This window comes from Mesorhizobium sp. WSM4806, assembly GCF_055811635.1.
The window spans coordinates 32697-53487 of sequence record NZ_JBVVQZ010000002.1; the positions used below are offsets into that span (position 1 = coordinate 32697).

A 20791-nucleotide genomic window follows, 5' to 3' on the forward strand; every position below is an offset into this window, starting at 1 on the left:
GCTGTCCGAGCGGCCACGCTTTCCCAATTCTAATCCGGGCCAATTCTAATAAAGTGGTTCCTCGAACAGCGTCTTGTCGCCGTCCATCAGCGCCTTGATCTGCGCGGCGCCATCGGCTGCGATTGCGACGCGGACGCCGAACGGCCGCACCCGCATGTCGTTCTGGATCGCCATCCCCTCGCCTTCCGGCAGATAGAAGCGCTCGATGCCGTAATTCGGCGCGATCGTCGTGGCTGCGCTGAGATCCCACCCTTCTGACACATTCCCGACGATATCGACTGCATCGGATGCTGCCGGCCCAGGCGCTTGCCCGAACCAGGCCGTGGTTGCGCCCCAATAGCCGCCGGCGCCCTGTCTCAGCCTGACAACGATCGGCGTATCGTCGCTCGTCAGCTTGCCGGTCGGAACGTTGGCGATCAGCTTCACCGGCAGGCGCGAAATATCATAGCTGAGTATAATGTAGTCGCCGCGCAGCAGATCGCGCGGATCGATCGGTTCGACCCTCAGCAGCACCTGCTTGCCGTCGCGCAGGATCGCCGCCCGGCCGGCGATGATCCACATCAGGAAGCCGATCTGGACGAACGCCAGCACCAGCGCTGAAATGATCAGTTTTTTGCCGGTCATCATGCCGCTGCTCCTTCTACGCTCGGGAGCCTCATGCGCTTCTCCACGCGGAGGATGACAAGGGCAAGCAGGCCAAGAAGCACAGCGGCTGCAAGGAAGAAGCCTGCCGTGTCGAGCATCGACTGCAGCATCACCACATAGATGATGGCGAGTTCGAAGGCGAAGCCGGCATAGGCAACCCAGCGCAAGCCCCTGCTCTCGCGGCCGCCCAGCACGATTGCCGCGACAATGCCGGCAAGCGCAATGGCCGAGGCAATGCCAAAGCCGCTGTTATTGCTTTCACTGGCCAGTTCGAACTGGATCATCGCCAGGCCGGTGAGAAACCCGATCAGCGCGTGCAAGGGCAGACGGCCGCCAAGCTGCGATATCCGGTCGACGGGCTCGGCAGCGAAGATCGCAGCCGCGAAAAGCAGCGCCGACACGACAATGAGCGGGACGGCGACCTGCAGCGTTTCGTATTCCGTAAACAACAGCACGAGATAGAAGATGACCGACAGGATGATCAGATGCCGCGCCGCCTGGCTGCGGGTCCAGAACGAAATGGCGAACAACACGATCGCCATGGCGACGAAGAGGTGCGGAAATTCCGTGCGCCTGAAATAATCGAACCCTCTCAGGAACAGCCACGCGTCGGCAATGCCGACAGAAGCGACGGTCAGCAGGTTCGAGCGCAGCGCGACTGCCGCCAGGGCGGTGCCCGCGCCCCAGGTGATCAGGGCCGACGCTTCGTCGCCGGACAAATGGTACATCTGGCCGATCAGCGCGATCGATCCGCCAAATGCCGCTGCGGCGACGATCCAGAGTGCCTCGCCGATTGCAGCATGGTCGCGTGTCTTCAGCACGGCGCCGCCGACATAGCCGGCGAAGATGATAGCGAAGAGCGCTGCCACCCGCGCCAGCCGCGGGATGGCTTCCCAGTTGGCGGCGACGAAGATCAGGACGGCCGCACCAAAAAGCAGCGCCGCCATCATCGCCAGGATCGAGCCGAAGCTCAGTGATTTGCGCTCATTGGCCTCGACGTCGCGCCTCAGCGCGTCGGCCGTCGAGGCGTCGATCAGGTCAGCCTGCAGCCATCGTGCGATATCAGCCCTGACCCGCGACGAATAGCTCGCCATGCCTTTCTCCTCCAGCTTGGTCGTTTCTTCAGCCGACCCGGACAAACCGTTGACGCTACGGCATTTTCCGATTGGGCCTATCTATGTCGAAGACGAGAATTGCCGGTGATTGTGCATTGCACAATTTGCATTGCTGCTATGCACCAATAGCGCTTTTAAATCGATATGACCCGACCTATCTTCCGGTCGTACACAAAGACGGAATGATCCGGAAGAAAGACGAAACGAGAATACCATGAACCTGATCCGCAACTACCGCAACTGGCGCCGCTACCGGGACACCGTTTCCGAGCTGAGTCGCCTGAGCAACCGCGAACTGACCGACCTCGGCATCAGCCGCAGCGACATCCACTACGTCGCCCGCAAGGCGGTCTAATCCTCTTCGGACCGCAAATGGTCCGAACCAGTTTGACTTGAAAAGAGAACGACAATGAACCTGATCCGCAACTATCGTAACTGGCGCGTTTATCGCTCGACGGTTACCGAGCTGGGTCGCCTTTCGAACCGCCAGCTGCATGATCTCGGCATCGTCCGCGAAGAGATCAAGAGCATCGCCCGCAAGGCGATCTAGTCAGAATTTCGCCAGGGTCGACCTCCTCCCCGACCCTGACGGATACGGTCAGCCTTCACCTCCTCCCGAGGGTTGACCACAAAAACGGCGCTCGCCGCACCTCCTCCCGCGGCGGGCGCTGTTTCCCCAGGGCGAAGCGATTTCGTCCAAAAGGGTTCGCCCCCTTTCATCAGGCGAAAGGAATTTCGTCAAAGCCGACCTCCTCCCCGGCGATGGCGAATACGGTCGATCTTCACCTCCTCCCGAGGATCGACCAGCAAAACGACACCCGCCGGATCCTCCCCCGGCGGGTGTTGTTGCTTTTTCAGGGTCGACGCACACTCTGAGAATCGTTCTGGGAATTCGTCCTGGCGGGGAAGTCCCTGTCGTCAGTCGAGCGCACCGCTTTCCAGCACGCCCCTCTTCTTCCACTGGCTGAGCGGAAAAATGTCCGGTGCGCCGCCCATCGGCGCATACCAGGAATCCACCACCCACTCGGTGCCTCTGCGGTCGCTGATCACCGCCGTCCAATGGGGATAGCGCCCGTCGACAAACAAGCCTCGCGAGGCCTTGTCCTCGACCTTGTGGAACCTGAGCAATTTTCGCTCGGCAAGATAGACCAGCAGCGCATGGGTATTGGTCGATTCGTCGACACAATCCATCTGGCCCCTGATGCGCGATGCGCCGAATTCCGACTGCGGCAGATCGCGAATGCCGGTGGCCCGGAAAATGCGCTGCTCGAAATAGCGAACAGCCTTCGAAATAGCCGCACGCTCGGCTTGGGGCGAACCGGCGCCGGCACGCAGGATAGAGCGGAAACGCGCGCCGTCACCGGGGCCAAGCGCCAGCATCGTGCGATAGTTGCAACTGTAGCCGTGGCAGATGGGGATCCGCTTGGAAGCCGTCGCGGCCAGTTCGCCGGCGGCCGCTGATCCACCCACGGCGATCACGACTGTCAGAAATGTCGCTCTGGCAAACATCCCAAGCACCCCGTCCATTCTCCGACAGTAGACGATTGCAGCGCTTGGCGGCAACAACGCGGCCGACACGGCCGGCTCCTGTAATTGCAATCGCAGCTACAAAGGATTATTTCGGCGCTCATGAACAAGAATCCCATTCACGTCATCGGCGGTGGCCTGGCCGGTTCTGAAGCCGCCTGGCAGGCGGCCGAAGCCGGCGTTCCCGTCGTGCTGCATGAAATGCGTCCCATCCGCGGCACCGATGCGCACAAGACGGATGGATTGGCCGAACTCGTCTGTTCCAATTCCTTCCGCTCCGACGATGCGCAGACCAACGCCGTCGGCCTGCTGCACGCCGAAATGCGGCTGGCCGGTTCGCTGATCATGAGCGCCGGCGACGCGCACCAGGTGCCGGCCGGCGGAGCGCTGGCTGTCGACCGCGACGGGTTTTCCGGAGCGGTGACAAGAAAGCTCGAAGCGCACCCGCTCATCACCATCCAGCGCGAGGAAGTGCTCGGCCTGCCGCCGGCGGATTGGGACCAGGCGATCATCGCCACCGGCCCGCTGACCGCACCTGGGCTCGCCCAATCGATCGCGGAAGTGACCGGCGCCGATGCGCTCGCCTTCTTCGACGCCATCGCGCCGATCATCCATTTCGACACGATCGACATGGACATCTGCTGGTTCCAGTCGCGCTACGACAAGGTCGGACCTGGCGGCACCGGCAAGGATTACATCAACTGTCCGATGGACAAGGAGCAATATCTTGCCTTCGTGCAGGCGCTTGTCGACGGCCAAAAGACCGAATTCAAGCAATGGGAAGGCACGCCCTATTTCGACGGCTGCCTGCCGATCGAGATCATGGCCGAGCGCGGCGTCGAGACGCTGCGCCATGGGCCGATGAAGCCGATGGGGCTGACCAATGCGCACAATCCGTCGGTAAAGGCCTATGCCGTCGTGCAGCTTCGCCAGGACAATGCGCTGGGCACGCTCTACAACATGGTCGGTTTCCAGACCAAGCTGAAGCACGCCGAGCAGGTTCGCGTGTTCCGCACCATCCCGGGCCTCGAAAACGCCGAGTTTGCCCGCCTCGGCGGCCTGCACCGCAACACCTATATCAATTCGCCGACGTTGCTTGACCAATCGCTGCAGTTGAAATCACGGCCCGGCCTGCGCTTCGCCGGCCAGATCACCGGCTGCGAGGGCTATGTCGAAAGTGCCGCCATCGGCCTGCTTGCCGGGCGCTTTGCCGCCGCCGAGCGGTTGGGCCACGCGCCGGCGCTGCCGCCGATGACCACAGCCTTTGGCGCGCTGCTCAACCATATTACCGGCGGTCATATCGTTTCCGACGACGAGCCGGGAAAGCGCTCATTCCAGCCGATGAACATCAATTTCGGCTTGTTCCCTCCGGTGGAAGCGCCGAAAGCGGAGGGAAAACGCCTGCGCGGCAAGGACAAGACCGTCGCCAAGCGGCGTGCGGTGACATCGCGCGCGCTGGCCGCCTGCCGCGAATGGCTGGGGCTGCCTTCCCAGGCGGAAGCGGCGGAGTAGCCCGCCTGTCTGTCCTTGTCGATCGGTCGACAGGAGAGTAGGATAATATCCTACTATAGGGAGCAATTCCATGGAACCCGCAGAGAAACTGTCCGTCACTGTCACGCCCGCCATGGCGCGCATGATCCGCGAAAAAGTCGAGGATGGCACCTTTGGATCGGCGAGCGAGGTCATCCGTGCAGCCCTTCGCGCCTTCCAGCGCGAGGAGGAAGAGCATGCCGAGCGCATGGCCTCGATCAGGGCGCGCGTGAAGGCATCGATCGAGGATACAAGGCCGGGCTATTCAGGAGAAGAGGTTCGCGCTCACCTTCGGGGATTCGTCGCCCGACTTTCGAGCCGTTCTGATGATTCAGCGGCTTGAAGTCGAGTATCGAGAAACCGCCAGGAATGATCTGGCCGACATTTTCAGGAACATCGTAGAGGCTGGCGGAAGTCCGGAAGTTGCGCTGAAATTCGTCTTGCGTATCGAAGACCGCTGCCAGAGCATCGGCAATGCGCCTCGGGGTGGCCGGTCGCGCGATGACATTGCGCCGGGATTGCAAACAGTGCCGTTCGAGCACTCTGCCATCATCGCTTACGTTGTCGATGACGATGTCGTCCGCATCGTCAACATCTTCCATGGCGGTCGCGACTACGAGGCGCTGATGCGCGATGGCGGATCGAGCGACCCATCGTGACAGACGTCTACGGCTGCCGTGATAGTTCCAGCTTTCCGGATTCCTTCATGCTTGGCAGCCTTCAGGCGTCCGGCCAGCCTCGCGTCGCGCGGCGCAACAACAGAAAATGCCGGCGCCAGGCCGAGAGCCGCGCCACCTCGTTCAGAGGTGACTGACGAGAACTTTCCATCTTGCCGAGATAGGCGCGCGACAAGGCCAGCGGCAAAAATGCTGGTCTGAGCGAATCCGGCAACGACGCTGCGCCCTGCTCGAATGCTGCAAGATGTTCTTGCGCCAGCGCGATCATCGCGGCGACAGCGCGTTTTGCTCCAGGCCCGTCATCGCCCGCAACGAACTCCTCGGAAGACGATCCTGCCGCGGCCAGAATGTCGGCCGGGACAAAGCATTGCCCACGCTTGCGATGCAATGGCAGCAGCAGCAAAAGGCCGGTCATCGCTTGTGCGCAACCTGCCCTGCCCGCAAGTTCGGCGAAACGCGGCGCTTCGACGGGATCGAGCACCATCGCTGCAAGCTGGATGAGCGCCGCTGCTGTCTCGCCGCAATAGCCTTCCAGATCGGTGCGCGACGGCATGGGGTCGTCATAGAGATCGAAAATACGGGCTTCGAGCATGTTCTCGAAGGCGGGCTTCGGCAGGTGATGGGCGGAAATCGTCGCCTTCAACGCGTCGGCGACGGGATGGCCTGTGCCTACCCCGGCGTCCTCGGCGGCGATGACATCGCGCCACCATTGCAGTCGCACCTCGCCGGGCAGTGCCTCGCGGATACGGTCGCGAATGCCTGATATCTCGGCATTGAAGGCATAGAGCGAAAATAGCGCGTCACGCTTGTCCTCGGGCGCATAGAGCGCGCAAACATAGCGATCATGGTCGGCGGCGCGCACCGTTTCCATGACGATTTTGGCGTTTTCGCTCACGTCACTCGACGGCAATCAGCGCGGCGGCCACCGCACGGTTTTCCGCCAGGAGAACATTGTAGGTCCGCACGGCAGCACCAGTCGACATCGGATCGGCCGCAATGCCCGCCGCCTTCAACACAGCACGCAGCGCCGCCGGCAACGGCCTGAGATCCTTGCCGGCGCCGACCAGCAGGATCTCGACCTGGTCAGCCTCGTTGAGCAGCTTGGCGAAATCCGCCGCCGTCAGTGCCAGGGGATCAGCCGGCTCCCAGCCATAGATGCCCGACGGCAGGCACAGGAGCGAGCCGCGATGCGACATGTCGGCGAACCGAAACCCGCCATTGCCATAGGCCTCGATCGGCGCACGGCCGGGGAAATGCGCTTCACGGATGACAATGCCTTTGGTCATCCCGCTGGCCGCCCGTCAGGTTGCTATGGCTTTGCCGCCGCTCACCGGCTTCTCCACATCGGCCGTCGCGGTTTCCGGCCGCAGCTTGAACAGGATGAGCAATGGCGCGGCGATGAAAATCGACGAATAGGTTCCGAAGACGACGCCGAACAGCATCGCCAGCGTGAACGAGCGGATCACCTCGCCGCCGAATAGCACCAGCGCCAGCAGCGCGAGCATCGTCGTCACCGCGGTCAGCGTCGTTCGCGACAGCGTCTCGTTGATGGCGTTGTTCAACAATTGTGGCAACGGCATCCTCTTGTATTTTCGCAAGTCTTCGCGAACACGGTCATAGACGACGATCGTGTCATTGAGCGAATAGCCGATGATGGTGAGTATCGCCGCAAGCGACGATTGGTTGAATTCGAGACCGGTGATGACAAAGAAGCCGATGGTCATGACCACATCGTGGACCGTGGCGATGATGGCGCCGACCGCGAACTGCCATTCGAAGCGGAACCAGACATAGACCAGGATTCCGAGCAGCGCGATCAGCATGGCGATGGTGCCTTGCTTGGCAAGCTCGCCGGAAACCGTCGGTCCCACCACCTCGACGCGGCGGAAATCGTAATGGTCCTGCAACTCGCCACGCACCTTGTCGATGACGGTCTGTTCGGCGTTCTCGCCGCCCTCCTGCGTGCCGATGCGGATCAAGACGTCGTTCGGGTCGCCGAACTGCTGCACCTGCACTTCGCCGATATTGAGTTCCGAAAGCCTGCCGCGGATGTCGGCAATATCGGCGGTGCCATCCTTGGCCTGGACCTCGATCAGCGAACCGCCCTTGAAGTCGATGCCGTAATTGATGTCGACGGTCATGAACAGCACGACCGCCAGGATCGACAGCACGCTGGACAGCGCGAATGTCCAGCGGCGGATGCCCATGAACGGAATTCGCGTGCCCGGCGGGACGAAGGTCACCGGCGCGCGCGGCAATTCCTTCGGGCGGGCGCGGCGAAGCCAGATCGACACCAGCAGGCGGGTGAAGGTGAAGGCGGTGAAAACGGTGGTCAGAATGCCGATGGCGAAGGTTACGGCAAAGCCCTTCACCGGCCCGGTCCCGAGCCAGAACAGCACCACGGTCGCGATCAGCGAGGTGACGTTCGAATCGACGATGGTCGCCAGCGCTTTGGAAAAGCCCGTGTCGATCGCCTGGATTACCGAGCGGCCGTTTCGTCGCTCCTCGCGGATGCGCTCGTAGATGAGAACGTTTGAATCGACCGCCATGCCGATGGTCAGCACGATGCCGGCGATGCCGGGCAATGTCAGTGTCGCGCCAAGCAATGACAACAACCCGATGATCATCGCGACATGCACCGCCAGCGCGATGTTGGCAATGAAGCCGAGAAAGCCATAGGCCACGAACATGAACACGACGACGAGGATGGAGCCGATCACGCCGGCAACCTTGCCGGCGTGAATGGAATCTTCGCCGAGCCCAGGGCCTACCGTGCGCTCTTCGATCACCGTCAGCGTCGCCGGCAGCGCGCCGGCACGCAACAGCACGGCGAGATCGTTGGCGCTCTCGGCGGTGAAATTGCCTGAGATCTGGCCGCTGCCGCCAAGGATCGGTTCGCGGATCTGCGGTGCCGAAATCACCTGATTGTCGAGGATGATGGCAAACAGCTTGCCGACATTCTGCGAGGTGGCCTGGCCGAAACGCGCCGCCCCTTTGGAATCGAACGTGAACGAAACCACCGGCTCATTGGTCTGGGAATTGTACGTCGCCTGCGCATCGACGAGATTCTCGCCAGAAACGATGACGCGGTTCTCGATCAGATAGGGAACCGGCGGATCATCCTGCGAATACAACACCGAGGATCCGGCCGGTGGACGACCGTTGAGCGCGTCCTGCACCGGCATCGACTGGTCGACCATCTGGAAGGTCAGCTTGGCGGTCTGGCCTAGAATGTCCTTCAGCCGTTGCGGATCCTGCAGGCCCGGCACCTGCACCAGAATGCGGTCGTCGCCTTGGCGTTGCACGATCGGCTCGGTGGTGCCGAGTTCGTTGACGCGGCGCTCGACGACTTCGAGCGACTGCGCCAGCGCCGTCGACGTGCGATATTTGATGCCGGCATCGGTGAAGGCGAATTTGAGCAGACCGGACTCGGTATCATCCAGCGACATTTCCTGGACGGAGCCGCCGCTGAACAGGCCGGCGGCCACCGGATCGGTCAATGTCTTCAGCGCCGTCTTGGCGGCTTCGACCTGACCAGGATCGGTGATGCGGACCTGCACGGCCCGGCCTGATCCGGCAAGGCCGGTATATCCGATCTTGGCATCGCGCAGCCGCGTTCTGATTTCGTCGCGCGTCGTCTCCAGCCGATCCTTGATCAGATCGTTCGGATCCATCCTGAGCAGGATATGCGAGCCGCCCTGCAGATCGAGGCCGAGCGTCATCTGGCGCTTCGGCACCCAGTCGGGAAGCTTGGCGACCGTGCTTGCCGAAAAAAGATTGGGCGCAGCCAGGATCACTGTGGCGGCCACGGCCAGCCAGATCAGGATCATCTTGAAGCGCGAGAAATAGAGCATATGGCGTCGTCCGTCACGGCATTCGGGCGGATCGTTCCGCCTGGAATTGGGTTATTTATAGGCGCTCTGGTTCGCCACTGGCTCGCCGTGGTCCGCACAAAGGTTGATGTCAGCACAAGGCAGTTCACTTTGATGCTGCCATCGGGCTTTCTTCAACTATTGTCAATCTTGCCGGCATGGGACCAGCGCGCAATGGCATCACGAGATCGTTGGCGCCCCGTGATACCGGCGGCCAGCCAGATCAGGTTCATCCTGAAGCGCGAAAATACAGCAAATGGCGTTTGTCGGTCTGGGTGTATCCGCAGATCGTTCGCCGACAATCGGTTTATTTCTTGGCGTTCTGGTTCGCCACTGGCTCGCCCTTGACGCGCACATCGGCGATCGTCGAGCGCAGCGCCGTTACCTTGGTGCCACCGCCGAGATCGATCTCGAGCTCGTTGTCATCGATGACCTTGGTCACCTTGCCGACGAAACCGCCGCCAGTGACGACCGTATCGCCGCGGCGCACCGCCGCCAGCATCTCGCCGCGCTTCTTCAACTGCGTGCGCTGCGGCCGGATGATCAGAAAATACATGATCACGAAAATCAGGACAAACGGCAAAATGCTGATGAACATATCCGGGGAGGTGCCGACGCCTTGGGCATATGCCGGTGTCACGAACATCGAAGTACTCCTGAATTTTGAAAAACAGCCGCCAAACGGGTAATTTGGCGGCCCCGTGAAATTTGGCCGGAATATAGTCGGTAAAGTTGCCAATGCAACTGCGGCCGAGCATTTCAGCTGCTTTTCCGGCTGGTTGAGCCGTGTTAGAGCATGGTCCCGAAAGACGGAGCGCGGTTCTCGAAAAAGATCGTGCCCTAACAAAAGGTTGGAGCCGGTTCCGAAACCGCCGGAATCAATAGGTTCCGTTGCTTCGTGAATGCAAAAACAAAAGACAAGAATGACCGACAGCACCATCGAAGCCCTGAACAGGAAGCTCGACCGCCTGATCGAGGCGGTCGCCCGCCTCGCCCCGCCTCCGGTGCCGGAAACCGATCTCGGCGGGGCCGACTGCTTTGTCTGGCAGGCTGATCCCGGCTATCTGGAGCCGGTGCGCAAGGTCAACCGCGTCGACATCGGTTTGATCCGCGGCGTCGACCGCGTCCGCGACATACTGGTCGACAACACCGAGCGTTTCGCGTCCGGTTACGCAGCCAACAACGTGCTGTTGTGGGGCGCACGCGGCATGGGAAAATCCTCGCTGGTCAAGGCCGTGCACGCGGCGGTCAACGCATCAGCAAAGCTGGACCTGCCACTCAAGCTCATCGAGATCCACCGCGAGGACATCGACACGCTGCCGAAGCTGATGGCGCTGCTGAAGGCAGCGCCTTACCGTTTTATCCTGTTTTGCGACGACCTCTCATTCGACCACGACGACACGTCCTACAAGTCGCTGAAGGCGGCGCTCGAAGGCGGAGTCGAGGGCCGCCCGGCCAATGTGATCTTCTACGCCACGTCGAACCGGCGCCACCTTTTGCCGCGCGACATGATCGACAATGAGCGCTCGACCGCCATCAACCCGTCGGAAGCGGTCGAGGAAAAAGTCTCGCTCTCCGACCGTTTCGGCCTCTGGCTCGGCTTCCACAAATGCTCGCAGGACGAGTATCTCGACATGATCGACGGATATGTCCGCCATCACCGACTTGCCATCGATCCCGAGACGCTGCGCGCCGAGGCGCTGGAATGGGCGACGACGCGCGGCAGCCGTTCGGGCCGCGTCGCCTGGCAGTACACCCAGGATCTGGCAGGCCGGCTCGGCAAGTCGCTCCAGGATTAGACCATGATCCCGAACCGTGGAGCCCGGTTTTTGACAAGATCATGGTCCGGAAAAGCCCCTGAAAAAGCCCGCCCCTTGCGGAGCGGGCTGAGCCGGCGGGCCGGACTGGAGGTCAGGCGGCCCGCAATCGCTTTTCTTGTTCTATTCAAGATAGGTCGAAGGATCGACTTTCTTTATTCAAGATAGGTCGAAGGATCGACCGGCGCCGAATTCTTGCGCACTTCGAAATGCAGTTTCGGCGAGTCGGTGGTGCCGCTCATGCCGGACTGCGCGATTTCCTGGCCGCGCTTGACCTTCTGGCCGCGCTGGACCTCTATCGAACGGGCGTGACCATAGACTGTGACCAAACCGTTCTCGTGGCGCACCAGCACCGTATTGCCGAATTCCTTGAGGCCATCGCCGGCATAGATGACGACGCCGTTCTCGGCCGCCTTGACTGGCGTTCCTTCCGGCACGGCGATGTCGACACCGTCCTTGCCGCCGCCGAAACTGGAGATCACGCGGCCGCGCACCGGCCAGCGCATCTTGCCGATACCGGTGGCGTTCGGCGCGACCGCGTCGTCGTCCTCGGCCTGCTGGATGACCTTTTCCTTCTTCGGCGGCGTGTAGGCGGCGAGCGTTTCCGACGGCGTCGTCTTCGCCGCAGGCGGGGTGGTGGCAGTTGTTACCGGATCGACCTTTGCCGGCTTGGCGTTGGCAACTGTCGCGGTTCCGCCGGCCGGCACCTTCAATGTCTGGCCGATCTTGAGCAGACCGTCCTGCATGCCGTTCGCCTGCTTCAACGCAACCACGCCGACGCCGGTCTTCCTGGCGATGGCCGACAGCGTATCGCCCTGCTGCACGGTGTAGGAGCCACCGGCACCAGCCGCCTTGGGTGCGGCGTCCTTCGGCTGGCTTGCTGCGGCCGATGCATCCACCTGCGCGGTGGACTTGCCCTCTTTGAGCTTGGGCTGCTGCGGCAGCACGGCGACCATCTCCGGCGCCTTGACCGGCACATCGTGTTTTGTGTCGTTCGCAGGCTTGGCGTCGGCAAGCTTCGGCGCCGGTTTCTTGCCCGAATAGGCATAGGCCGGGATGACGATCTTTTGGCCGGTCTTCAGCCCGTTGGTCGCGCTTAGCCCATTGACCTTCATCAGGGCGTCGGCGGGCACGCCGTAGCGCCGCGACAGGCCGGAAATGGTCTCGCCGTCCTTGACGATGATCTCGGCTGCACGCGGTTCGCCGCCCGCCGTCGCCATGCGCGGAGCATCGGGCTGTGACTCTTTGAACGGCTTTGCCACGGTTCCGGTCGCAGTCCGGTCGACCCGGGGAGCGGCTGGCGCCGAAGCGGTGCGGGCCGGACTGGCGGCGGGCGCCGACGCGGTAGCCGGCTGCGCCTGGTCGACCGGCGGCAATTGCTGCGTCGTGACCGGTTCGAGGCTTGAACGGCTTACCGACTGGGTGTGGCTGCCGTCGAGCGGCGCGGCCGAAACCGCCGCGTCATCGCCGGGATAGGGCTGGGCGGCGTCCTGCTTGTCGATGATGGCGCGCTGGTTGTTTGTCGACGACGTGAAGACATCGTCGACGCTGTTGAACCGCGAGACCTGGGAACTGCATCCCGCCGTAGTGCCCGCAACCATCAGGACGGCGATACCCCGCGCCAGGTTGCGTCCGTTTGCCTTCAAAATACTGAATTGCATCGCATTTACCCGCAGATACCCGGTACAGACTGACCGTGATTAAAGCGCGTTAATGTTACCGGCCGGTTAAACCTCTAGAATCAGACGCAAATTTTCTTAAAATATTTAAAGCTGCATTGGACGGGCGTGATTCAGCTGAGGTAAGCCGGAGACGGACCAGACAGGTGAGTTGCGGGCAACACCTGAATATCGACGGATCCTAGATGACGGCGGCCACGCTGCGCAGGATCGGCTGCAGGCGTACGAGACCGATGTCCTCGCGTTCGAAGCGGCTGCCGACCTTGGTCAGCTTGGCCAGCACCTGCTCGCCCTCCTCGGGTCCGATCGGGGCGATGACGATGCCGCCGCTCGACAATTGATCGAGCAGGAAGCGCGGCAGGCTGTCGAAGGCCGCCCACGCGACGATACGGTCGAACGGCGCTTCATTGGCCAGTCCGTTGGAGCCGTCCGCCTGCCGCACGATGACATTGCCGATGCCGAGCGCCTCGAAGCGCTGTTTGGCCTGCTCGACCAGCGTCTTGTAGCGATCGATGGTGACGACGCGCGCGGCGAGCCGCGACACCACCGCCGCCGTGTAGCCCGACCCGGTGCCGATCTCGAGCACGCGGTTGCCCGGCTCGATGGCAAGTGCTGCGATCACCGCAGCTTGCAGATCGGCGCCCTCGATCGCCTCGCCGCATTCGATCGGCAGCATGCGGTCCGACCAGGCGATCGGATGGAACGGTGCGGAAAGGAAGCCGCGCCGCGGCGTCGCCTCGAAGGCGGCGATCAGCGCCTTCGGCACCACGCCCTTGCCACGCAGGCGGAGCAGGAAAGCGGCGAAGCCTTCGCGGTCATCGGCCGTCGGACCATGGTTCAGGTTCATGCGAGCGCCTTGGTCAGTTGATCGCGGATTTCGTGCGCTGTGAGATCGAGCTGCAGCGGCGTCACCGACACCAGCCGGTTGCGCATGGCATGGAGATCAGTGCCTTGCTTGCCCTCGACCGGCTCGCGGCCGAAGCGCAGCCAATAATAGGGAAGCCCGCGGCCGTCGCGGCGCTCGTCGACCCACAGGCTGTGGACGAGCTTGCCTTGCGAGGTGACCACCGTGCCGGCGATCTCTTCGGGAAGGCAATTCGGAAAATTGACGTTGAGCAGCACGCCATCCGGCAGCGGCATGGCGACCAGTTTTTTGAGCAGCGCCGGCGCCAGCGCCTCGGTGGTCTCGTAAGGGACGAGGCGATCCTCGCCGACATAGGAATAAGCCTGGCTGAGCGCGATCGAGCGCACGCCGAGCAATGCGCCTTCCATGGCGCCGGCAACGGTGCCCGAATAGGTGACGTCGTCGGCGATGTTGGCGCCGGAATTGACCCCGGACAGGATCAGGTCTGGTGCTGCGGGCAGGATTTTTTTTACGCCCATGATGACGCAGTCGGTCGGCGTGCCGCGCACGGCAAAGTGCTTTTCGCCGATCTTTCTCAGGCGCAGCGGCTCCGAGATCGACAGCGAATGCGCATAGCCGGACTGATCCTGCTCCGGCGCCACCACCCAGACATCATCCGACAGCGTGCGGGCGATGCGTTCGAGCGATGCAAGGCCCTCGGCATGGATGCCGTCATCATTGGTCAGGAGGATGCGCATTATCTCGATTCGATCTTTTCCAGACCGCCCATGTAAGGCCGAAGCGCTTCAGGAATGGTTACGCTGCCATCCTCATTCTGGTAGTTTTCGATGACGGCAATAAGGGCGCGGCCGACGGCGGTGCCGGAACCGTTCAGCGTGTGGACGAAGCGGTTGCCCTTGCCGTCCTTATCCTTGTAGCGGGCATCCATGCGCCGCGCCTGGAAATCGCCACAGACCGAGCAGGACGAAATCTCGCGATAGGCGTTCTGGCCCGGCAGCCAGACCTCGATGTCATAGGTCTTGCGCGCGCTAAAGCCCATGTCGCCGGTGCACAGCGTCACGGTGCGGAACGGCAGGCCGAGCCGCTTCAGCACTTCCTCAGCGCATTCGGTCATCCGATCGTGCTCGGCAAGCGAGGTGTCCTGGTCGGTGATCGACACCAGTTCGACCTTGTAGAACTGGTGCTGGCGCAGCATGCCGCGCGTATCGCGCCCGGCCGAGCCCGCTTCCGAACGGAAGCACGGCGTCAGCGCGGTATAGCGCAGCGGCAGTCTTTCATGCGGCGTGATGTCTTCGCGCACGAGATTTGTCAGCGGCACTTCGGCGGTGGGAATGAGGCCAAGCCTGCCGTCCCCATGCGGGGCGAAGAACAGATCCTCCTCGAACTTCGGCAGTTGCCCGGTGCCGAAAAGCGCTTCGTCGCGCACCATCAGCGGCGGCTGGACCTCCTCGTAGCCATGCTCGGTCGTATGCAGGTCCAGCATGAACTGGCCGAGCGCGCGCTCCATCCGTGCCAGTCCGCCCTTGAGCACCGTGAACCGCGAACCGGACAGTTTCGCCGCCCGCTCAAAATCAATCATGCCGAGCGCTTCGCCGATCTCGAAATGCTCCTTCACCCAGTTCGGGCGGGCCGGCACCTTGCCGACGGTGCGCTTGACGACGTTGTCGTGCTCGTCCTTGCCGACCGGCACGTCGTCGAACGGCACGTTGGGCAGCACCGCCGATGCGTCGTTCAGCGCCTTGTCGAGCTCGCGTTCGCGCGCCTCGCCGTTCTGGATGAAGGCCTTGATCTCGCCGACCTCGGCCTTCAGTCTTTCGGCAAGGGCGGCGTCGCCCGAGCGCATGGCGTTCCCGATTTCTCTCGAGGCGGCGTTGCGGCGCTCCTGCCTGGTCTGCAGCTCGGTCAGATGTTCGCGCCGCGCCTCGTCCCTGGCGATCAGATCATCGACCGTGGACTCCGCCTCCGCAGCCGACCACGAGCGCTTCTGGAGCGCCTCGACGAGGGCCTTCGGATTGTCGCGAATCCATTTGATGTCAAGCATGGTCTGTTCGTCCTCAAGTAGGCTAGAGGGGGCGTAAACCGCATCCTTGACCGATGCAAGATGTGAAGATCGAGTTCCCTCGCGCCCCGCGCTGTCCCGCAAACCTCAAGATAACGGCGATGCCGCTAGGTCGACGACGCGTCCGCCGGCTTCTCGGCCGCCGCTTCCGCAGCCTCCCGCTTCTCGCGCGCCAGACGTTCCCGTTCCTTGCTGCGCTCGATCAGCCGGGCCGACCAGATCGAGACCTCGTAGAGAAGGATCGTGGGAACGGCCAGGCCGATCTGGCTTATCGGGTCGGGCGGCGTCAGAATAGCCGCGACGACGAAAGCGATGACGATTGCCCATTTGCGCTTTTCGACCAGCGCCTCGGACGACAGCATGCCCACCCGCGTCATCAGGCTGGTCACCACCGGCAACTGGAACACCAGCCCGAAGGAGAAGATCAGCGTCATGATCAGGCTGAGATATTCCGACACTTTCGGCAGCAGCGAAATCTGCACCTGGTCGTCGGTGCCGGCCTGCTGCATGGCGAGGAAGAACCACATCACCATCGGCGTGAAGAAGAAATAGACCAGCGACGCGCCCATCAGGAACAGGATCGGCGAAGCGATCAGGAACGGCAGGAAGGCGTTGCGTTCATTCTTGTAGAGGCCGGGCGCGATGAATTTGTAGATCTGGGTGGCGATCAGCGGAAAGGCGATCACCATGCCGCCGAACATCGCCAGCTTGACCTGGGTGAAGAAGAATTCCTGCGGCGCCGTGTAGATCAGCTCGACCTTGTGCGGGTCGAGCCCTGCCCATTGCGTCGCCCATTTGAACGGGATGACCAGCAGGTTGAACAACTGCTTGGCGAAGAAGAAGCAGAACAGGAAGGCGACGAAGAACCCGCCGATCGACCACATCAGCCGCCGGCGCAACTCGATCAGATGCTCCATCAGCGGAGCCGCCGACTTGTCGATCTCGTCCTTTTCCGAAATGCTCACTTGGCGGCTCCCGCCGTCTTTTTGGCGGCTGCGGCCGGCTTCTTAACCGTTGCTGGTGCGGGCTTCGGCTCGGCCTTTTTAGCCGCGGTCTTTGTCACAGCAGGTTTTGCCGCTGGCTTCGCTGCGGCCTTGGAGGCCGGCATCGCTTTCGCTGGCGCGGCACCCGTCTTCGCCGCCGAGGCCTTTGGCGATGCGGCCGGCGCCGCCGTCGCGACAGGCGGTGTCACCGAACCATCGGTCATCGCCGGAAAGGTCGGCGCCGCCGGCGCCGCTTCCGGGGCATCGACGCCCGGCAGCACCGTCGCGCCATTGTTCAGCTCGGTATCCTGCGGCGTCGAAGCAGCCGGCGCGACCGGGTCTGCGGCCGGCTTCGGCTTCATCACCGCGTCGACGCCTGAACGGACGTCGGCCGCCGCCTGCTCGAACGGGTTGAGCTGTTTCCTGATCTCGGCGGCCGGGTTGAGGCTTCTGAGTGAATCGACCGACTTCTTGACGTCGTCAAGCTCGGCCTCCTTCAGCGCATCGTTGAACTGTTTCTGGAAGTCGGCGGCCATGCCGCGCATCTTCGCCGTCGTGCGGCCAAAAGTGCGCAGCATCTTGGGCAAATCCTTGGGCCCGACGACCACGATCATGACGATCGCGATCACCAGCATCTCGGTCCAGCCGATGTCGAACATGGCGATACGTTCCGACTAAAGTTTTGGGCTCAGCTCTTGCTGGCCTTTTCCTTCGCTGCCGAAACGGTTTCGTCGGCACGGTGCTCGACGGTGCGCTTGTCCTCGGCAACCTCGTCGTCGGCGATGCCCTTCTTGAAGCTCTTGATACCCTTGGCCATGTCACCCATCAGCTCGGGAATCTTGCCGCGACCGAATACCAGCAGCACGATCACCAGCACGATCAGCCAATGCCAAATCGAAAATGAACCCATAACAATCTCTCTCGAAAGTTTTCTCTGACGATGATCTATGCGCTTTCGCGCCGGGATTCAAACACAACCGCGACAGAGTTTATAAATGAGTGGCCGAAGTCACGCAGTTTCGGCGCCTCAGCCCGCTACCTATCGGCGCAGCCGCTAAATACCATCGCTTTCGGCACGTCGTTTGCGGTCAATCTTCCTCGACACGCGGCGTCAACAGGCCGAGTTCCTCAAGGTCGATGTCGGTCAGCGGATCCTCGTCATCGGTCAGCACGTCCGGGTCGGCCGGCGGCATCGGAATGGAAAAATTCGACGGCATGCGGCCCGAAAGCAGCCCGGCACCCTTCAATTCCTCCATGCCTGGGAGATCGCGAATCTCCTCCAACGCGAAATGGTCGAGGAAGATGTCGGTGGTGCCGTAGGTGACGGGACGGCCGGGCGTGCGGCGCCGGCCGCGCATCTTCACCCATTCGGTCTCCATCAGCGTGTCCAGCGTGCCCTTCGAGGTCTCGACGCCTCTGATATCCTCGATCTCGGCGCGCGTCACCGGCTGGTGGTAGGCGATGATCGCCAGCACTTCGAGCGCCGCACGGGAAAGCTTCTTCTGCTGCACCGTGTCGCGGCTCATCAGGAAAGCGAGATCGCCGGCGGTGCGGAACGCCCAGGCATCGCCAACGCGCACCAGATTGACGCCGCGCCGCGCATAAATCTGCTGCAATTCAGCCATCGCCGCGGCAATATTGATGCCGTCGGGCAGGCGCCCAGCAAGCTGCTTTTCGCTGACCGGCTCGGCGCTGGCGAAAACGATCGCCTCGGCCATGCGCACGGCTTCCGCCATATGCAGCCGCTCGCCAGGATTCTGGGACAAGTTCTGGGCCTGGCTTTCTGCCGGCACATCGGCGAGCACGCCGTCTTCGGTCTCGTCGTCGACCTTGAACGGAATGACCGAAGCGTTGCCGCGCTCGCTCATGATGCCACCTCAACTGCCCTGATGCCTTGCGCACGGCCGCGCAGATAGAGCGGCGCGAACACCTCGTCCTGCCGCATTTCCATTTTGCCTTCGCGCACCAGTTCCAGCGTCGCCGCAAACGAACTGGCAACCGCGGTACGCCGCTCGTCCGGGTCGGTCAGATATTCGACCAGGAAACTGTCCAGCGCCGTCCAGTCGGCAAGCGTGCCGATCAGCCTGTTCAGGATGTCGCGCGCATCCTTGAGCGACCACACACCGCGCCTGGCGATCGTCACATTGGTGATCGCCTGCTTCTGGCGTTGCGCCGCATAGGCGGTCAGCAGATCGTAGAGCGAGGCCGAATAGGCGTTGCGTTTCTCGACGATGACCATTTCCGGCATGCCGCGGGCGAACACGTCGCGCCCGAGCCGGTTGCGGTTGACCAGGCGTGCCGCCGCGTCGCGCATCGCTTCCAGCCGCTTCAACCGGAATTGCAGCACCGCCGCCAGTTCCTCGCCGCTTTCGCCGTCGTCGCCGGGTTGCTTGGGGATCAAAAGCTTCGACTTGAGAAACGCCAGCCACGCCGCCATCACCAGGTAGTCGGCGGCAAGTTCCAGCCTGAGCGCCCTCACCTTCTCGACGAAGGCCAGATATTGCTCGGCCAGCGCCAGGATCGAGATGCGCGACAGATCGACCTTCTGGTTGCGGGCAAGATGCAGCAGAAGATCGAGCGGGCCCTCGAAACCGTCGACATCGACGACCAGCGCGGGATCGCCGGTCAGCCGAGAATCGTCGTTCTCGGCCCAAAGACGGCCCATCGGTGCGGCCTTGCCGGCCTTGCTGTCCAATGTTTCCGCCACTTCCTGTCGCGTCCTTTGCTTCTATCTTCTTGTTTGACCGTGATCTGTTCCGAAAAACCGGCTCCCACCTTTCGGCATCATGGTTTAGGCCACCGCATCGAAATAGGTGGCGAATTCGGCGCGTATCTCGGCTTCATCAGCCTGATCGCGGTTCTTGATATAGGTCAGCGCCCGTTGCGCGCGTTGCAGCGACGTGCCTTCAAGCCCCGTTGTGCGCGACGCAATGCCGACCATCTCCTCGAAAACGCCGTTGCAGTGAAGGACCAGATCGCAGCCCGCCGCAAGGATCGCAGCCGCCTTTGTCGGGAAATCCCCAGAAAGTGCCTTCATCGAGGTGTCGTCGCTCATCAGCAGCCCGTCGAAACCGATTTCGCCGCGGATGATCTCGTCGATGACCTTGCCGGAGGTGCTGGCCGGGTTCTTCGGGTCGATCGCGCTGTAGACGACATGCGCCGTCATCGCCATCGGCAAATGATTGAGCTCCCTGAACGGGGCGAAATCATGCCGCTGCAAGTCGCTCATCGAGGCATCGACGGTCGGCAGTTCGAAATGCGTGTCGGCAAAGGCCCGTCCATGCCCGGGAATATGCTTCATCACCGGCAGCACGCCTCCCGACATCAGGCCCTCCGCCGCGGCGCGGCCCAGTTCGATGACGGCACGAGGCTCCTTGCCATAGGCGCGCGCGCCGATGACGTCGCTGGCGCCCTCGATCGGCACGTCGAGCACCGGCAGGCAATCAGCCGTGATGCCGTAGCGCAGCAGGTCGAAAGCATGCAGCCGCGCCATCAGCCATGCTGCGCGGTTGCCGGCATCGTGGTCATTGCGCCACAAGGCGCCGAGCGCGCCACCGGCCGGATAATTCGGTGCCAGCGGCGGCCGCAGGCGCTGCACACGGCCGCCTTCCTGGTCGATGAACACCGGGGCGTCCGGGCGCTCGACACAATCGCGCATCGCGGCGACCAGATCGCGGATCTGCTCGGCCTCGCCGATGTTGCGGGCAAACAGGATGAATCCCCACGGGCATTCGCTTCGATAGAAACTGATTTCGTCGCGTGTGAGCGATTTCCCGGCGCAGCCGAGGATCATGGATTTTGATTCGGTCATGGGCCGGAGTTTAGAGCTTCACGGAGACAAAGGGAATCGCATCGAGCCACATCGCACGAGCCGGAATCCCTTCCACACAAGGAACTCCTTCCACCATAGAAAACCGGGGCGGGGGGGTGGACCGCCCGGGGGTTTTGGCCCCACGGGGGGGGTTTTTTAAAATTTTTTGGCGCCCCAAAAAAATTTCCCCCCCCCCCGGTGTTTTTTGTGG

Annotated in this window: 23 protein-coding genes; 6 read left to right on the plus strand and 17 right to left on the minus strand. The window is 62.4% G+C overall.

Annotated elements, in window-relative coordinates; translation table 11 throughout:
- Positions 1 to 45: 45 nt before the first annotated feature.
- Positions 46 to 627 (minus strand): GDYXXLXY domain-containing protein, encoded by a 582-nt coding sequence (locus tag AC0L2M_RS02790; RefSeq protein ID WP_473533962.1) that lies wholly within the window; start codon positions 625 to 627, stop codon positions 46 to 48.
- Complete coding sequence (locus AC0L2M_RS02795) at positions 624 to 1739, minus strand: DUF2157 domain-containing protein (protein ID WP_473533963.1); 1116 nt, start codon at positions 1737 to 1739, stop codon at positions 624 to 626. The genes AC0L2M_RS02790 and AC0L2M_RS02795 overlap by 4 nt, the downstream gene beginning before the upstream one ends.
- Positions 1740 to 1974: 235 nt before the next feature.
- Here AC0L2M_RS02795 and AC0L2M_RS02800 point away from each other — a divergent pair, with 235 nt between their 5' ends.
- Positions 1975 to 2115, plus strand: a complete 141-nt coding sequence (locus AC0L2M_RS02800; protein ID WP_006335194.1) for a DUF1127 domain-containing protein — start codon at positions 1975 to 1977, stop codon at positions 2113 to 2115.
- A gap of 54 nt (positions 2116 to 2169) precedes the next feature.
- Positions 2170 to 2310 (plus strand): DUF1127 domain-containing protein, encoded by a 141-nt coding sequence (locus AC0L2M_RS02805; protein ID WP_023802557.1) that lies wholly within the window; start codon positions 2170 to 2172, stop codon positions 2308 to 2310.
- Between the two features lie 368 nt (positions 2311 to 2678).
- On the opposite strand, the gene AC0L2M_RS02810 is transcribed toward AC0L2M_RS02805, so the two are convergent.
- Positions 2679 to 3269, minus strand: a complete 591-nt coding sequence (locus AC0L2M_RS02810; RefSeq protein WP_287229329.1) for a hypothetical protein — start codon at positions 3267 to 3269, stop codon at positions 2679 to 2681.
- A 120-nt stretch (positions 3270 to 3389) separates the two neighbouring features.
- Here AC0L2M_RS02810 and trmFO point away from each other — a divergent pair, with 120 nt between their 5' ends.
- From trmFO to AC0L2M_RS02825, 3 genes are all read left to right on the plus strand, one after another.
- Positions 3390 to 4799: a methylenetetrahydrofolate--tRNA-(uracil(54)-C(5))-methyltransferase (FADH(2)-oxidizing) TrmFO gene (gene trmFO, locus AC0L2M_RS02815; RefSeq protein WP_473533964.1), complete on the plus strand. Its 1410-nt coding sequence runs from the start codon at positions 3390 to 3392 to the stop codon at positions 4797 to 4799.
- A 70-nt stretch (positions 4800 to 4869) separates the two neighbouring features.
- A complete protein-coding gene (locus AC0L2M_RS02820; protein ID WP_236388706.1) occupies positions 4870 to 5160 on the plus strand; it encodes a type II toxin-antitoxin system ParD family antitoxin in 291 nt (96 codons plus the stop codon).
- Positions 5144 to 5476, plus strand: a complete 333-nt coding sequence (locus AC0L2M_RS02825; protein ID WP_287345734.1) for a type II toxin-antitoxin system RelE/ParE family toxin — start codon at positions 5144 to 5146, stop codon at positions 5474 to 5476. Before AC0L2M_RS02820 ends, AC0L2M_RS02825 begins: the two co-directional genes overlap by 17 nt.
- A gap of 61 nt (positions 5477 to 5537) precedes the next feature.
- On the opposite strand, the gene AC0L2M_RS02830 is transcribed toward AC0L2M_RS02825, so the two are convergent.
- From AC0L2M_RS02830 to yajC, 4 genes are all read right to left on the minus strand, one after another.
- Complete coding sequence (locus AC0L2M_RS02830) at positions 5538 to 6389, minus strand: phytoene/squalene synthase family protein (protein WP_287345735.1); 852 nt, start codon at positions 6387 to 6389, stop codon at positions 5538 to 5540.
- Position 6390: 1 nt separating this feature from the next.
- Positions 6391 to 6780: an Mth938-like domain-containing protein gene (locus AC0L2M_RS02835; protein WP_023802563.1), complete on the minus strand. Its 390-nt coding sequence runs from the start codon at positions 6778 to 6780 to the stop codon at positions 6391 to 6393.
- Positions 6781 to 6795: 15 nt separating this feature from the next.
- Positions 6796 to 9348, minus strand: a complete 2553-nt coding sequence (secDF, locus tag AC0L2M_RS02840) for a protein translocase subunit SecDF (protein ID WP_473533965.1) — start codon at positions 9346 to 9348, stop codon at positions 6796 to 6798.
- A 325-nt stretch (positions 9349 to 9673) separates the two neighbouring features.
- Entirely contained in the window at positions 9674 to 10012 is a 339-nt protein-coding gene (yajC, locus tag AC0L2M_RS02845) for a preprotein translocase subunit YajC (protein WP_023802565.1), read from the minus strand.
- 277 nt (positions 10013 to 10289) lie between these two features.
- Here yajC and AC0L2M_RS02850 point away from each other — a divergent pair, with 277 nt between their 5' ends.
- Complete coding sequence (locus AC0L2M_RS02850) at positions 10290 to 11165, plus strand: ATP-binding protein (RefSeq protein ID WP_473533966.1); 876 nt, start codon at positions 10290 to 10292, stop codon at positions 11163 to 11165.
- Positions 11166 to 11338: 173 nt separating this feature from the next.
- On the opposite strand, the gene AC0L2M_RS02855 is transcribed toward AC0L2M_RS02850, so the two are convergent.
- From AC0L2M_RS02855 to nagZ, 10 genes are all read right to left on the minus strand, one after another.
- Positions 11339 to 12844: a peptidoglycan DD-metalloendopeptidase family protein gene (locus AC0L2M_RS02855; protein ID WP_473533967.1), complete on the minus strand. Its 1506-nt coding sequence runs from the start codon at positions 12842 to 12844 to the stop codon at positions 11339 to 11341.
- A 199-nt stretch (positions 12845 to 13043) separates the two neighbouring features.
- The gene (locus AC0L2M_RS02860; protein ID WP_473533968.1) at positions 13044 to 13709 is read right to left on the minus strand and encodes a protein-L-isoaspartate(D-aspartate) O-methyltransferase; all 666 of its coding nucleotides are present in this window, start codon (positions 13707 to 13709) and stop codon (positions 13044 to 13046) included.
- Entirely contained in the window at positions 13706 to 14464 is a 759-nt protein-coding gene (gene surE, locus AC0L2M_RS02865; protein WP_027156218.1) for a 5'/3'-nucleotidase SurE, read from the minus strand. Before surE ends, AC0L2M_RS02860 begins: the two co-directional genes overlap by 4 nt.
- Positions 14464 to 15768 (minus strand): serine--tRNA ligase, encoded by a 1305-nt coding sequence (gene serS / locus AC0L2M_RS02870; RefSeq protein WP_473533969.1) that lies wholly within the window; start codon positions 15766 to 15768, stop codon positions 14464 to 14466. Before serS ends, surE begins: the two co-directional genes overlap by 1 nt.
- 125 nt (positions 15769 to 15893) lie before the next feature.
- The gene (gene tatC, locus AC0L2M_RS02875; RefSeq protein ID WP_051407946.1) at positions 15894 to 16703 is read right to left on the minus strand and encodes a twin-arginine translocase subunit TatC; all 810 of its coding nucleotides are present in this window, start codon (positions 16701 to 16703) and stop codon (positions 15894 to 15896) included.
- Positions 16704 to 16747: 44 nt separating this feature from the next.
- Complete coding sequence (tatB, locus tag AC0L2M_RS02880; protein ID WP_287229317.1) at positions 16748 to 17428, minus strand: Sec-independent protein translocase protein TatB; 681 nt, start codon at positions 17426 to 17428, stop codon at positions 16748 to 16750.
- A 29-nt stretch (positions 17429 to 17457) separates the two neighbouring features.
- Positions 17458 to 17679 carry a twin-arginine translocase TatA/TatE family subunit gene (locus tag AC0L2M_RS02885; protein WP_023802572.1) on the minus strand — a complete coding sequence of 74 codons (222 nt, stop codon included), beginning with the start codon at positions 17677 to 17679 and terminating at the stop codon, positions 17458 to 17460.
- 178 nt (positions 17680 to 17857) lie between these two features.
- Positions 17858 to 18637, minus strand: coding sequence for an SMC-Scp complex subunit ScpB (gene scpB / locus AC0L2M_RS02890; RefSeq protein WP_473533970.1), 780 nt, complete (start codon positions 18635 to 18637; stop codon positions 17858 to 17860).
- On the minus strand, positions 18634 to 19434 hold the full coding sequence (locus tag AC0L2M_RS02895) for a segregation and condensation protein A (protein ID WP_473534269.1): 801 nt from the start codon (positions 19432 to 19434) through the stop codon (positions 18634 to 18636). The genes scpB and AC0L2M_RS02895 overlap by 4 nt, the downstream gene beginning before the upstream one ends.
- A gap of 126 nt (positions 19435 to 19560) precedes the next feature.
- The gene (nagZ, locus tag AC0L2M_RS02900; RefSeq protein ID WP_473533971.1) at positions 19561 to 20580 is read right to left on the minus strand and encodes a beta-N-acetylhexosaminidase; all 1020 of its coding nucleotides are present in this window, start codon (positions 20578 to 20580) and stop codon (positions 19561 to 19563) included.
- Between the last annotated feature and the right edge of the window lie 211 nt (positions 20581 to 20791).